The organism is Caballeronia sp. AZ10_KS36 (assembly GCF_023631105.1).
Taxonomy (GTDB): domain Bacteria; phylum Pseudomonadota; class Gammaproteobacteria; order Burkholderiales; family Burkholderiaceae; genus Caballeronia.
Genome location: NZ_JALQDQ010000037.1, coordinates 332,189 through 344,762, shown reverse-complemented (window position 1 = coordinate 344,762; position 12,574 = coordinate 332,189). Strand labels below are relative to the sequence as shown.

The 12,574-nt window shown below is 63.1% G+C and carries 13 protein-coding genes; 5 read left to right on the top strand and 8 right to left on the bottom strand.

What is annotated here, in order from left to right; translation table 11 throughout:
* From NCR35_RS24000 to NCR35_RS23990, 3 genes are read right to left on the bottom strand one after another with little or no spacing between them, the layout of a single operon-like run.
* A complete protein-coding gene (locus tag NCR35_RS24000; protein ID WP_502801720.1) occupies positions 1–1,071 on the bottom strand; it encodes an MSMEG_0568 family radical SAM protein in 1,071 nt (356 codons plus the stop codon).
* Positions 1,064–2,050 carry a Nit6803 family nitrilase gene (locus tag NCR35_RS23995; protein WP_250536410.1) on the bottom strand — a complete coding sequence of 329 codons (987 nt, stop codon included), beginning with the start codon at positions 2,048–2,050 and terminating at the stop codon, positions 1,064–1,066. Before NCR35_RS23995 ends, NCR35_RS24000 begins: the two co-directional genes overlap by 8 nt.
* A gap of 5 nt (positions 2,051–2,055) precedes the next feature.
* Positions 2,056–2,538, bottom strand: a complete 483-nt coding sequence (locus NCR35_RS23990; RefSeq protein WP_250474163.1) for an MSMEG_0572/Sll0783 family nitrogen starvation response protein — start codon at positions 2,536–2,538, stop codon at positions 2,056–2,058.
* A gap of 345 nt (positions 2,539–2,883) precedes the next feature.
* Here NCR35_RS23990 and NCR35_RS23985 point away from each other — a divergent pair, with 345 nt between their 5' ends.
* The 3 genes from NCR35_RS23985 to NCR35_RS23975 all read left to right on the top strand — a co-directional run bounded on the left by NCR35_RS23985 (position 2,884) and on the right by NCR35_RS23975 (position 6,350).
* Positions 2,884–4,275, top strand: a complete 1,392-nt coding sequence (locus NCR35_RS23985) for an aminotransferase-like domain-containing protein (RefSeq protein WP_250536409.1) — start codon at positions 2,884–2,886, stop codon at positions 4,273–4,275.
* A 396-nt stretch (positions 4,276–4,671) separates the two neighbouring features.
* A complete protein-coding gene (locus NCR35_RS23980) occupies positions 4,672–5,466 on the top strand; it encodes an SDR family NAD(P)-dependent oxidoreductase (protein WP_250536408.1) in 795 nt (264 codons plus the stop codon).
* A 191-nt stretch (positions 5,467–5,657) separates the two neighbouring features.
* Positions 5,658–6,350, top strand: coding sequence for an alpha/beta hydrolase family protein (locus NCR35_RS23975; RefSeq protein ID WP_250536541.1), 693 nt, complete (start codon positions 5,658–5,660; stop codon positions 6,348–6,350).
* 37 nt (positions 6,351–6,387) lie between these two features.
* Here NCR35_RS23975 and NCR35_RS23970 read toward each other — a convergent pair whose 3' ends face one another.
* The 5 genes from NCR35_RS23970 to NCR35_RS23950 form a co-directional block, all read right to left on the bottom strand.
* Entirely contained in the window at positions 6,388–6,978 is a 591-nt protein-coding gene (locus NCR35_RS23970) for a hypothetical protein (protein ID WP_250536407.1), read from the bottom strand.
* A 10-nt stretch (positions 6,979–6,988) separates the two neighbouring features.
* A complete protein-coding gene (locus NCR35_RS23965; protein ID WP_250536540.1) occupies positions 6,989–8,173 on the bottom strand; it encodes a zinc-dependent alcohol dehydrogenase in 1,185 nt (394 codons plus the stop codon).
* A 295-nt stretch (positions 8,174–8,468) separates the two neighbouring features.
* Positions 8,469–8,816, bottom strand: a complete 348-nt coding sequence (locus tag NCR35_RS23960; protein WP_250536406.1) for a hypothetical protein — start codon at positions 8,814–8,816, stop codon at positions 8,469–8,471.
* Positions 8,817–9,396: 580 nt separating this feature from the next.
* Positions 9,397–9,624: a hypothetical protein gene (locus NCR35_RS23955; protein WP_250536405.1), complete on the bottom strand. Its 228-nt coding sequence runs from the start codon at positions 9,622–9,624 to the stop codon at positions 9,397–9,399.
* 270 nt (positions 9,625–9,894) lie between these two features.
* Complete coding sequence (locus NCR35_RS23950) at positions 9,895–10,572, bottom strand: GntR family transcriptional regulator (RefSeq protein WP_250536404.1); 678 nt, start codon at positions 10,570–10,572, stop codon at positions 9,895–9,897.
* 157 nt (positions 10,573–10,729) lie between these two features.
* On the opposite strand from NCR35_RS23950, the gene NCR35_RS23945 reads away from it, so the two are divergent.
* Together NCR35_RS23945 and NCR35_RS23940 are read left to right on the top strand one after the other, a co-directional pair.
* On the top strand, positions 10,730–11,122 hold the full coding sequence (locus NCR35_RS23945; RefSeq protein ID WP_250536403.1) for an ATP-binding cassette domain-containing protein: 393 nt from the start codon (positions 10,730–10,732) through the stop codon (positions 11,120–11,122).
* A gap of 79 nt (positions 11,123–11,201) precedes the next feature.
* Positions 11,202–12,476 (top strand): NAD(P)/FAD-dependent oxidoreductase, encoded by a 1,275-nt coding sequence (locus tag NCR35_RS23940; protein ID WP_250536402.1) that lies wholly within the window; start codon positions 11,202–11,204, stop codon positions 12,474–12,476.
* The last annotated feature ends 98 nt before the right edge of the window (positions 12,477–12,574 follow it).

Below are 12,574 nucleotides of genomic sequence, written 5' to 3'. Positions count from 1 at the left end.
TCACACCTCGTACGATGAAAGAGAGGAACATGCGCCGCATTTGCCGCAGCCCGCCTTGATGTCGGCGGATCGCATGCCGGCATCGGCCAGCATCGCGCCGATGGGCGCGAGCACCGAGCGCATGAAGTCAGGCGTCGGTGCGGGATGGTCCTCGAGCGGAGTGCCGCTGATCGGCACGAACGGCACGACGAACGGATACACGCCGAGGCCGATCAGATCGCGCGCCATATCGACGATGGCCGCTGCGCTGTCGCCGAGGCCCGCCAGAATGTACGTGCTTACCTGTCCCCGCCCGAACACTTTCACGGCGGCACGAAAGGCCTCCATGTAGCGCGAGACAGGCACGGTCGCCTTGCCCGGCATGATGCGTGCGCGAACCTCCGCGCTCACCGCTTCGAGATGCATGCCGAGCGTGTCGATGCCGCTCGCTTTCATGCGCTCGAACCATTGGTCGTCATCCGGCGGTTCGCATTGCGCCTGAATCGGCAGGTCGACCGCTGCCTTGATCGCGAAGGCGCTCTCGGAAAGAATCTTCGCGCCGCGGTCCGGGGTCGGCGGCGTGCCGGTCGTGAGAACCATGTGCTTTACGCCATCGAGCAACACGGCCGCGCGCGCGACTTCCGCGAGTTGCTCGGGGGTCTTGCGCGCGATGGTGCGCCCCGCCGCGAGCGACTGCCCGATCGCGCAGAACTTGCACGACTTGCGGCGGCTCTCATAACGGATACACGTTTGCAGCACCGTCGTCGCAAGCACGTCCTTGCCGTGCAAGGTTGCGATATGCGAGTACGGCACGCCGTCGAGCGTCTGCATCGCATAAAAGCGCGGCGCGCTCGGAAAGCTGATGGATGCAATGGGAATGGCATCGCGCATGAGCGCGCTGTTGCCATCGGCATCGGGTTGACCGGCGACGAACGGCGAGTGCCACGCGGTGTTCGTATGCACCGGCACCATGATAGTCACGCCGTCGAGCGTCACCGCCTTGTGGTCGGACGGACCCGCGCCGCCGCGTCGGCTCGACACGCCCGCGCGCGCATCGGCGAGCCTGAGGCCCGCGGACTGCAGTTCAGTCATCAATTGCCGGCTCGATGCCGGCAGGTTCTCTCTGGCGCTCATCGTCTGTCGTTTCCTTGAATGTCGTCACGGGCGATGCAGGGCGATCGTTGATTGCGAGACTCAGCAGTTCGGGCCGCGCATAGTGACCGACCGAATCCATCATGCGTTTGCGCTTGGTGATGAGCGACATGTCGAGATCGGCGATCACCATGCCTTCGCCTTCCCGCAGCGGCTCTGCGAGATGCTGGCCTTCCGGCGACACGATCGCCGTGTTGCAGCCGCCGCGCAATGCGCGCTGCAAACCGGCATCGGGCGTGATGGCTTCGATCTGCGCATCGGTGAGCCATCCCGTTGCGTTGACGACGAAGCAGCCGGACTCGAGCGCATGATGTCGGATGGTCACCTCGATCTGCTCCGCGAAGATGGGACCCACCAGCGAGCCGGGGAACTGGCTGCAATGGATCTCTTCGTGCTGCGTCATCAATGCGTAGCGCGCAAGCGGGTTGTAGTGCTCCCAGCACGCGAGCGCGCCGACGCGGCCCACTTGCGTCTCGACCACCTTCAGTCCTGCCGCATCGCCCTGGCCCCAGATCATCCGCTCGTGAAACGTCGGCGTGATCTTGCGGCGCTTGAGCAGGAGCTTGCCGTCGGTATCGAAGACGAGCTGCGTGTTGTACAGACTGCCGTGGTCGCGTTCGTTGACGCCGAGCACGACGACCATCTGCGCCGTGCGCGCACGCTCGGCGACGGCCTGTGTCACCGGCCCCGGAACGACGACCGCGCGCTCGTACAGTTTCATGTGATCCGCGCCCGATGCCACCGGTGCGCGCACGAACGAGAAGTACGGGTAATACGGCACGAAGGTCTCGGGAAACACGATCAGCCGCACGCCCTTCGCGGCGGCCTCGTCGATGGCCGTGCAGACCTTGTCGAGCGTGCCTTCGGGGCGCTCGAAGTCGGGTGTGATCTGCACTGCGGCGGCGCGTACCGAGCGCATGACGATCACACGGTCCAGGTGTGAATGATCAGCGCGTTCTCCTTGCGGTGAAGCAACTGGATATCGAGCACGTCGAGCGGATTGATCGGCCTGATGCCTTCGATAAGCGACGCTTCGCCATGACCATAGAGCGCCTGGAGCGCGAAGCGGCATGCATAGACCTTGCCCCCTTCGGCCATGAACTTCTGCAGTTGCTTGTTGAAGTTGAGATGGCCGGGAAAGGCTTCGTCGCCGAGCGTGGGAAAGCCGCGCTGCAGTCCTAGCGTCACACCCGGACCATACAGCAGCACCGAGGTATCGAAGCCCTTGCGTTGCAGACGCGTTGCCTGCAGGAGATTCACGAAGCCGATGGATCCTTCGAACGCAACCGTATGAAACGTGACGAGCGCCTTCTCGCCGGGTTCTGCCTTCACGTCTTCGAATACCTTCTCTTCGTAGTCGACGAGATAGTCGCCGTTCTTGTGAAGCGGTTGGGTGACTGCGGGCATGGCATTCTCCGTTTGCGGGTGACGTCTCGATGAGGTTCGATGTGGCGAGCCATCAAACGCAACGGGTATGCCAATGATTGGCCCGCGAAATGCAATCACTTTGCAATCAAGCAAAACGAACGCGCTCGAGAGACGCGAGAAATTTTCGAAAGAGCCTTTCTACAAGGGACTTTCGCGCTGTCGACGCGAGCGATGCCTTCTTCATGGACGCACGCTTTAGGCGCACGGGCGCGTGTGCGTGGTGCGATTCACACTAAAGCCGTGCATCGATGCGATCAATGCGATCAAGTTGCATCGCCGCGTGCGATGGCTATGCTTGAGCGATCGATCGCGAAGGACACACGAATGGCCGAGACGTCGCATCACTGGATTCGCAAACTCGAAGAAAGCCGCAAGCCGGCTTATCTGGCCATTCCGGATCTCATCGAGGAAGATCTGGCGAGCGGCCGCCTGCGTCCGCGTGACCGGCTGCCGGGCCTGCGCGACCTCGCCGCGACGCTCAATCTCAACTACACGACCGTTGCGCGCGCGTATGCCGAAGCGGGCAGGCGCGGCCTGCTCGATGCACGCGCCGGCAGCGGCACCTTCGTGCGCGGCAAAACGCAGAGCCTGCCGCTTGCAGGCGGAAGCAGCATCGAGATGTCGATGAACATGCCACCCGAACCGCCCGCGCTTGCCGCGCGCCTGCGCGAGTCCGCAGCGCGGATCATGCGCGACGCCGATCCGTACCAGCTATTGCGCTATCAGGACTTCGGCGGCATGGCGGCGGACCGTGCGGCGGGACGTCAATGGGTTCAGACACGCGTGCCCGACTGCTCCGACGACACGATACTCGTCTGTCCCGGCATTCATAGCGCGCTAGTGGCGCTGGTATCGCAGCTTGCGCGCACGGGCGAGACGGTGTGTCTGGATACGCTCGCGTATCCCGGCATCAAGGCGATCGCATCGCAACTGGGCGTGAAGTTGCAGGCCCTGGCTCGTGACGACGAAGGTCCGTTGCCGCATGCGTTCGAGGCTTTATGCAAGGCGCAAAAGCCCGGCGCGTTCTATTGCAATCCGACCTTGCAGAATCCGAGCACGCTGACGCTGAGCCAGCAACGTCGCGAGGCGCTGGCCGACGTCGCGCTGCGATACAACGTACCGATCATCGAAGACGAACCGTACGGCATGCTACCCATCGACGCGCCTAATCCGCTCGCCGCCCTGGCGCCGGAACTGACGTATCACATCACGGGTCTTTCTAAAACCTTCGGCGCGGGCTTGCGCGTCGCTTACCTCAAGACGCCGACGTCGAGGCAGACGCAGCGCATCGCGGGTGCCTTGCGCGCGACTACCGTGATGCCCAGCCCTTTTACGGTTCTGCTCGCGACACACTGGATCAACGATGGAACGGCACTGGACGTACTCGACGCGATTCGTGATGAAGCAATGGCGCGCCAGGCAATCGCAGCGCAAACACTGAGCGGTTTGCCGTTCGATGCGAATGCTCACGGCTTTCATATATGGCTGCCTGTGCCGGCTACCTGCGACTGGAGCGCGTCGGAGCTCGCGCCACAATTGCGCAATCAGGGAATCGGTGCGGTGGCGGGCGCCGCGTTTTCCACGGACGGCGATCCGCCGAACGCGTTGCGGCTGTGTCTGGGCGGTCCGCAGAATCGGGAAGATTGTCGTGAGGCATTAACGCGGCTCGTCAATATGCTGGACGACCCGCATCGTCTGCATACGCCGATGTTGTGAGGTTCGGGTGGTCGGTGGGCGGGCGGCAAACAGTTAGGGTTGAAGCGCCGCTCTTCGATGATACGCGACGACGTGTATGACGAGGTTCACATGTCGCGTCGTCCGGACTTTCAGACGTCACCCCCCGTCCAGTAAGAAGCCGTTCCATTGGCGAGGACGGACGTTGCATCGTCATCGGCCTTTGAAGACATCGAAGCCAATGGCGCTCGCTCAGCGCGCTGTATTCGAAACGCACGACGAGGACGTCTTTGCGGATCGCCACCATCTCGTAGACAATGCCTCATTAGGTCGGCAGACGGGACGACGCCACGGAGCGGGACCTGGCTGGGCCATAAGCACCTTCCATGGCGCACAGTCTGTATCGTCGTCGCAGTGATTACTCAATACAGGATTCAAATGGCAACTTCTAGCGAGAACTCTTCGGGACAAGGACGTTACGCGAGCTATCCCAGCCTGGTAGACCGCGTCGTGCTCATCACGGGCGGCGGGAGCGGCATTGGCGCTTCGTTCGTCGAGCACTTCGTTGCACAAGGCGCACGTGTGGGCTTTCTCGACATCGACACCAGCGCGGGAACGGCTCTGGCCGATTCGCTCAGTGGCGCGCGCCATAAACCGCTCTTCGTCGCCTGCGACGTCACCGACATTCCTGCCTTACACGCGGCCATTGCCGAAGTACGGGCTGCATTCGGACCGATCGAGGTGCTCGTGAACAACGCGGCGAACGATCGCCGCCACGCGCTCGCCGACGTGACGCCCGAGTCGTTCGATGCAGGCGTTGCCGTTAACGTGCGGCACCATCTATTCGCAGTGCAGGCCGTGGCCGAGGATATGAAGGCCGCACGGGCGGGCTCGATCATCAATCTCGGCTCGCATTGCTGGATGCTCAAGAGCAGCCAGTTCCCGGTGTACGCGATGAGCAAGGCGGCAGTACAGGGCCTGACGCGCGGGTTCGCCAAGGACCTCGGCGCCCACGGAATCCGCGTGAACACGCTTGTGCCGGGCTGGGTGCTGACTGAGAAGCAGCGCAAACTGTGGCTCACCGACGAAGGCCGCGAAGAAATACGACGCGGCCAGTGCATCGACGAGGAAATGGAGCCTGGCGATATCGCTCGCATGGCGCTCTTCCTCGCGGCTGACGACAGCCGCATGATCACGTCGGAGGATATCCTCGTGACAGGTGGCTGGTCGTGATGGCCGACTTTTCCTGGGCGATGTCGCCCATTGACGAGCGGTAGTGGCATGTCGACTTCCGAGGAAAGCCTGGCCGATCGTGTGACCGCGATCGCGACCTGGCGCAACCGAGGGAGGCCGGAATGTCGTGGACCAATCCAGCCGAGTTGTCGACTGACCGCTCTTGGCCACAACGACGCGACCTGAATACGATGGACGACCCAAAATCGCTTTCCCTGGCACTGCCCGACGGCTCTGCGGTCTCTGCGCTCCTCCAAGTGCCGAAGGACGCGCGAGCCTTATATGTGTTCGCGCACGGCGCCGGGGCGGGCATGCAGCACGCCGGGATGTCGTCATTGGCCGACGCGCTTGCGGCGGTCGATGTCGCCACATTGCGCTACCAGTTTCCGTACATGGAGCGGGGCTCCAGGCGGGTAGACTCGCCGGCCGTGGCGTATGCTGCCGTGCGGACAGCCGTCGCAGAGGCGCGCCGGCGGCTGCCAGCCCTGCCGCTCTTCGCGGGAGGCAGATCATATGGCGGTCGCATGACGTCCCAGGCCCAAGCCATCTCCCCGCTCGACGGCGTGCGTGGCCTCGCGTTCGTCGCGTTCCCGCTGCATCCGGCGGGCGCGCCCGGCGTGGAGCGGGCACGACACCTCGCGGACGTCGCGTTGCCGATGCTCTTCCTGCAGGGCACGCGCGACAAGCTGGCCGAGCTTCACCTGCTGAGGCCGGTCGTCGAGACGCTGGGGGCACGCGCCACGCTGCATCTGGTGGACGACGCAGATCATTCGTTCCACGTGCGCGCGTCCTCCGGCCGGACCGACGCGGACGTTGTGCTCGAACTCGCACGGACGATGTCCGAGTGGTTCTTCGCCGAAGCAGAGTTGGTCCGCGCGAACTGAGCAATCGCAGGAATGCTTGTAGCCGCGCGCGACTGGATCAATAACGCGAGCGGCGTTTCCGGAGCAACGCGATTCCGCCAACAACCGCGGTGGCGATAAGCGCCTTGCGCACTAGCCGCGCAGGGTTGTAGCGCAGCTCAGACCGGATGCCCATTTCACCGAGCACATTGGGTACGTGGCCGTGCCGCAGGTCGTCGACGATGCCTTCAACCGCGTTGACGCGGTCGGCGGCAATCAGCATCAGCCAGTGGCGAAGATCGTTCTCCGGCAGCTTGTACGCAACCCGCCTTATCGCACCCGACAGCCATTTCGGCGGCTGGGCAGTACCGAAGAGCGGCGTGATGCCCGGCCGTTCCGGCGAATAGAACACTTCGACGGTCTGCGCCTGCTGTACCGGCTGCCCCTGCGGCACGTGAATGAAGCGTGGCGGCGTGCGCTCCATCGGGATGGCTGGACGGTTCTTGTGGTCGAGGTCCGAGCCCCAGCCGGGGATGCGCTGCAACTCATCGCGGGGCGGACTGTGCCGGTTAAGGTCGTAGTCCATCTGGCGCTCGCAGTCGACGTGTCCGTGGTGTTGCGGGTTGCGCCGCTGCTCGGCAAGATCGCGGCGCGCGATTTCGTTATCCATGGCTGCTCCTTTAATGAGCGACGCTGGTCACCATCGAGCGCGCCGAGCCGGCACGCGGAGGAATCAGCACAGGTTTGATGCAGTTGTCGTACTTGCTCGCGAAGACGTGGTACGCGTCCGAGGCCTCTTCCAACGGCACACGGTGGGTAATGATCTCCTTCGGGTTCAAATGCCCTTGGCGGATGTGTTCGATCAGATGCGGTACATGGCGCTTGACCGCCGCCTGGTTCATCCGCATCGTGATGCCCTTGTTCAGCGCGTTGCCGATTGGCACTGCGTTGAAGGTCGGTCCGTAGACGCCAACGATCGACACGTTGCCCGCCTTGCGCACCGAGTTGATGGCCCAGAACAGCGCGGTGGCCGAACCCGCTTGCAGCATGGTCCAGCGCCCGGTCAAAGTTTGAGTCAGGCTGCCCGCCGCCTCGCAGCCGACCGCATCGATGCAGACGTCCGCGCCCAGCCAGTCCGTCATCTTCTTGATGTGCAAGGCCACGTCGCTCACCTCGCGAAAATTGACGACTTCGCAGGGAGCGTATCGGCGCACGAAGTCGAGCCGGTAATCGATATGGTCGACCACGATCACGCGCCCGGCGCCGAACAGCCAGGCCGATCTGGCGGCGAAGATGCCTACCGGCCCCGCGCCGAACACGACCACGGTATCGCCTTCATGAATGTCGCCCATCTCGGCGGCCTGATAGCCGGTCGGCAGCGCGTCCGTCAGCAGCACCGCGTTGTCGTCGTCGATATCGTCGGGCACCTTGTACGGTCCCACGTCGGCCATCGGCACGCGCACGAATTCCGCTTGGCCGCCGTCGTAACCGCCGGTGGTGTGCGAGTAACCGTAGATGCCGCCCACCGCAGTCGCTTCGGGGTTGGTGTTGTGGCAGTTGCTGTATAACTCGCGCTGGCAGAAAAAGCACGAGCCGCAGAAGAGGTTGAATGGCACCAGCACGCGATCGCCCGGCTTGACGGTCTCGACCGCGGACCCGACCTCTTCGACTATGCCGACGATTTCATGGCCGAAGGTGTGCCCAATGCGCGTATCGGGCACCAGCCCATGGTACAGGTGCAGATCCGAGCCGCAGATGCAGGCGCGCGTCACGCGGACGATGGCGTCGCCTGGATGCTCGATCAGGGGATCCTGCTTTTGCGACACACGGATGCGGTACGGTCCGCGAAAGTTTGTGGCTAACATAAAACCTCCGTCAGGAATTCTCCACGATCCCGCACATGCGTTCGCAGTACCGTGGCGTGGCTTATCGTTGAGCGAAGGCGGTGTTGCAGCTACGCCATCGCAAGCGCTCAACCCCAAAAGAAGTAGCGGTCGTGCGTTCTATTCCTGCCTCCGTGTGTCGCTGTTGCTGCCGGCCACGGCTCGCACGACGCGGAACATCTCGCATTCGTCGTGCCGTCTTCGCAGCGTTGTCCAGCTGCTCAATCGAACTTGATATATCGATGAAGCATCCCGGAGCGGGATGCCGTTCGGGCTTTCAGTGCGTATCTTGCTTCTGAGAATTGAGCCACCGTTGCACCGCTCCTAACAGGCGCATTCGGCGATGCTTGCGTTGCTCCCGTTCGCCCGGTCGCGCATGAACGGACTCTCCCCGCTCGGCCACATATCTTTTTAGAAAGCGCTCAAGGTCATCGGCCGTTGGATGCGTGCCCCATCCGCTTCCTTCTGCAACCGAACTCAAAGCGATCCATGAGTCAGGAGGACCAATGTCTTCTACGACCGCTCCGTCGCTCGTGATACGGATCCGGCCGGCCGACACGTCGAAGTCGGCCGCGACTTCCTGATCGCCTGCCGTCACTACCGCTGCTACCGTCTTCGTCTTCATAGGACCTCACGCGTCCATGCGCTCGCACTGGTAAGGCGAGAACGCCTCGACTAGCGTAGAACGGCAAAAATACTGTGGTGCCGATGCATCCTTTGAAAAGTCGTCGGTCTCCGACTCGACTACCGCGAGCAAACATCGGTGATACGCGGAATACGGCTTGCTGCCCTACTAGGCAACATCGGAATCGAATGAATTAGGTGACCAACATGGCACAAGACACTCCCAACGTAGAAGCGCAGGATCAGAGCAAACAGAATTCGCCAATAGAACTGGCTCCCTTCGCGGTCGAATCGACCCCGTTGGAGGGCGAATGCTTCTGGAATGGACAGGCTTATTCGAGCGGCGCTTTCATCTGTAGTCCGTCAGGCAGACTGATGTGCAACCGAGGCTCGTGGTGGCCGGCGGGGAGCTGCTGATCGACCGCGTGCGGAAATGAAGCGCACTTCCCCGACCAAGACGTAATGCGTGCTTTCAGGCTGAGCCGCAGAAGGGATGCGCAGGACGGGTGGTCCACCGGTCGTCGGGCGATTTTTCAGGCGGCAAACGAAGCGTGGTGCGGGACATGACAAGCCTCGGTGTATCACGTGTGTGCTACATGAAACACCACCGCCTGCAAATAGAGCACTGCATGAGCAGAAGCGGCTCCTCTAAAGGCGCCCGGCAGATCGGGCTCGTCGAGAAGTCGGCATACTCGCATCATCGAATCGCAAATGCGCTGGCTGTTCGATGGAATGCCGAGAGCTTCGGGCCGGCTGGCGAAACCCGTGAAATTCTGCCCATTCGTCGATGGGATGGTTTCCTTCGTCATGCTAACTAAGCAACACTGTCTCTATGTCGAGCAAGCCGTAACCTTGACCGGTTCTGCGCCTATCGATTAGGCCTCGTTCTCGTCGCAATAAAGGACAAGCGTGTCCAACCGTAGGCGCGGTGAGCTTCGCCCGTCAGAACGACGGTGCGGATTTGCGTCCCGTGCGGCGCGGACCGTTGCGTTGCGCGCTAACCGTAAAGTCCGCCCCTGGGGTGCGCTGCGCGTTGCGCACTATCTCATTGCCGCGAATCGCCATGGCGTTTCGCACCTTCAATCCTTTCGACGCCGCGTGCCGAAGTGCAGATCCACCACGCTGCGGATGTGATACGTCATCTCCGCGACCCCAATGGTCGCGTCGCGCCGTTCAAGCGCGCTCACCACACGCGAATGTTCGTCTATCGAATGCCTGAGCCAGTTCCGCACCTCGTATTCGCGTCCGCGTGTGAGGCGAATCTTCTCGTGGATCGCAGTCAGCTGCTGCAACAGAAGCCCGTTGCTCGCACCTTCCGCGAGCGTCAGATGGAAGGCCGTGTCGCATGCGGAGAATCGTTGCCGGTCGTTCGCGGCCAGTGCCTCGACTTGCCCCGCGATCGTCTCGTGCAGACGCGCGACGATGACGTCGTCGGCACGCTCCACACATAACCGGACGGCCGTGGTTTCGAGGCTTTCGCGCACTTCATACAGCTCGCGAATGTCTCGCGGCGTGAGGTGCTTCACCTGATAGAAGCGCCCCTTGCGTTCGACGAAACCTTCGTCGAGCAACTGCCTCAAGGCTTCACGCACCGGCGTGCGGCTCACGCCATAGTGCGAGGCGAGTTCCTCTTCCTGCAACGGCGCGCCTGCCAGCAGCCGCAATTCGAGAATCTCGGCCTTGATGCTTCCGTACACGCTGCCGCGCAGTGGCCCGTTAGCCACGGCGCTTTGCGGCGGCCAGTCGTCTTCGGACATCGCTTTCCTCGATCGATCAAGTCCATCGCGCTATCTTGTCCGCATACTGAAGGCAAGAGCCGTATGCGAAATATAGGGCAAAGTCGGCTAAATTTGCTTGTGGGGATTTTTTTATGTGGCTAGTGTATACCGAACGCGGGATACGTTCGTACGTGAAGTGAACGTCAAGGCCGCAACGACTACCGCGACTGGGAGCTTCGCAATGAGAGACTGGCTTGGGATCTTCGCGGGAATCGCCATAGTGAGCGGGGTGATCCTGGGCGGCACCGCACGCGCCGAGTCGCTGAAAGTCCGTTCGAGGCCGACGGGCGTTACGTTCACGTCTTTCGGCACGAAACCCGGCAACGTCGCCCCTGAATTCGTCGGCGAAGGCCACGCGGTGATGCCCAGCGTCGCCGACGAGCAGACGACGTTCATCGCGATGACGCATGGAGTGGGCTTGGCGCGCGACGTTGCGGACCGCTTGCTGGGTGCGGCTAAAGCGGTGCTCGGCAATCCGCGGCATCCGCGTATCGAGGACTGTCTAAAGCGAGTCCTCAAGCATGTCTGATCCCACGACAGGCAGCCCGTTCGGTCGGGCGCGCCCCTCCGCGCGTCCGCGGGCATCCGAGCCCCGCGAAGCTCCATTCGTGGCCCGATCCCTGTGGGCCGACACGGCCGTTCCCGCCGTTGCCACACTCCGACTCGGCGAGAGCCGCACCGCGGATGTCGCGATCGTCGGTGCGGGGTATGCCGGTTTGTCGACTGCCTTCCATCTCGCGAAGGCGGGCGTCGACGTAGCCGTGCTGGAAGCGCGGGAGCCGGGCTGGGGCGGCTCGGGCCGCAACGGCGGCCAGATCATTCCCGGCCTCAAATACGACCCGGACGAACTCGAAGCTAGATTCGGCCAGGACGCGGGACGCGCGGCGGCCGCTTTTGCCGGTTCCACGACCGAGCACGTCTTCCGAATGATCGACACCGAGAAACTGGCGGTGCCGCACGTGCGCCACGGCTGGTTGCAAGGCGCGCACAACGACGCGGCGCTGCGCACGGTCGAGAAGCGCCTGCGGCAATGGGAGCGGCGCGGCCTGAAAGGTGCGCGCCTGCTCAACGCCGCAGAGGTCAACGAGCTGCTCGGCACGCATGCCTACAAGGGCGGCTGGCTCGATCCGCGCGCGGGTGGCCTGCAACCGTTGACGTATGCCCGTGAGCTTGCCCGCGTGGCGATGGCCTCGGGCGCGCGCATCTTCGGGCAGACGCCGGTCACGGGCTGGCGGCGCGAGGGCAGCGCGTGGCGGGTAAGCACTGCCGCCGGACCGCATGTGACGGCCAGGACCGTCATCGTGTGCAGCAATGCCTACACGCGCGAGCTGTCGGCGCGGCTATCCAGCACCGTGCTCACGCCGAACTCCTATCAGCTTTCGACGGTCCCGCTGACGGTCGCACAGGCCGAAAGCGTCATGCCGGGCGGACAGGTCGCCTCCGACACCCGCAACCTGCTGCTCTATTTTCGCAAGGACCACACGGGCCGTCTGTTGTTGGGCGGGCGCGGGCCGTTCCGCCAGCCTGCGTCGAACGGCAACTGGGCGCATCTGGAACGCGCCGTCGTGACGCTCTTTCCGCAACTCGCCGGCATCGCGTTCGATCATCGCTGGTGCGGTCATGTCTCGGTCACGCGCGATTTCCTGCCTCACCTGCACGAGCCCGAGCCGGGCCTGGTCATCAATATCGGCTGCATGGGCCGGGGCGTCGCGCTCGAAACCGCGATGGGCGACGCGCTCGCCCGCTACACCCTGACGCGCGACGCGAAAGCGCTGCCCTTCCCGCTCACCCGCATCGCGCCCATTCCTTTCCACGGTTTGCAGCGGCTTTATCTCGCGGCGGTGGCCAGCTGGTATCGCGTGCGCGATGCAGGCCTGCTTTGATTGCGGCGTTGCGCTGGCTTTCCAAACATGCGGCTGCGCCCGACGGTGCGCTTGAATGGCTGTTCATGCTCTGCCCAGTACTACCTCGTCTATTGAAC

Coding starts and splice junctions, on each gene's coding strand:
- NCR35_RS24000 (WP_502801720.1), bottom strand. CDS start 1,071: ATGACTGAACTGCAGTCCGCGGGCCTCAGGCTCGCCGATGCGCGCGCG.
- NCR35_RS23995 (WP_250536410.1), bottom strand. CDS start 2,050: ATGCGCTCGGTACGCGCCGCCGCAGTGCAGATCACACCCGACTTCGAG.
- NCR35_RS23990 (WP_250474163.1), bottom strand. CDS start 2,538: ATGCCCGCAGTCACCCAACCGCTTCACAAGAACGGCGACTATCTCGTC.
- NCR35_RS23985 (WP_250536409.1), top strand. CDS start 2,884: ATGGCCGAGACGTCGCATCACTGGATTCGCAAACTCGAAGAAAGCCGC.
- NCR35_RS23980 (WP_250536408.1), top strand. CDS start 4,672: ATGGCAACTTCTAGCGAGAACTCTTCGGGACAAGGACGTTACGCGAGC.
- NCR35_RS23975 (WP_250536541.1), top strand. CDS start 5,658: ATGGACGACCCAAAATCGCTTTCCCTGGCACTGCCCGACGGCTCTGCG.
- NCR35_RS23970 (WP_250536407.1), bottom strand. CDS start 6,978: ATGGATAACGAAATCGCGCGCCGCGATCTTGCCGAGCAGCGGCGCAAC.
- NCR35_RS23965 (WP_250536540.1), bottom strand. CDS start 8,173: ATGTTAGCCACAAACTTTCGCGGACCGTACCGCATCCGTGTGTCGCAA.
- NCR35_RS23960 (WP_250536406.1), bottom strand. CDS start 8,816: ATGAAGACGAAGACGGTAGCAGCGGTAGTGACGGCAGGCGATCAGGAA.
- NCR35_RS23955 (WP_250536405.1), bottom strand. CDS start 9,624: ATGACGAAGGAAACCATCCCATCGACGAATGGGCAGAATTTCACGGGT.
- NCR35_RS23950 (WP_250536404.1), bottom strand. CDS start 10,572: ATGTCCGAAGACGACTGGCCGCCGCAAAGCGCCGTGGCTAACGGGCCA.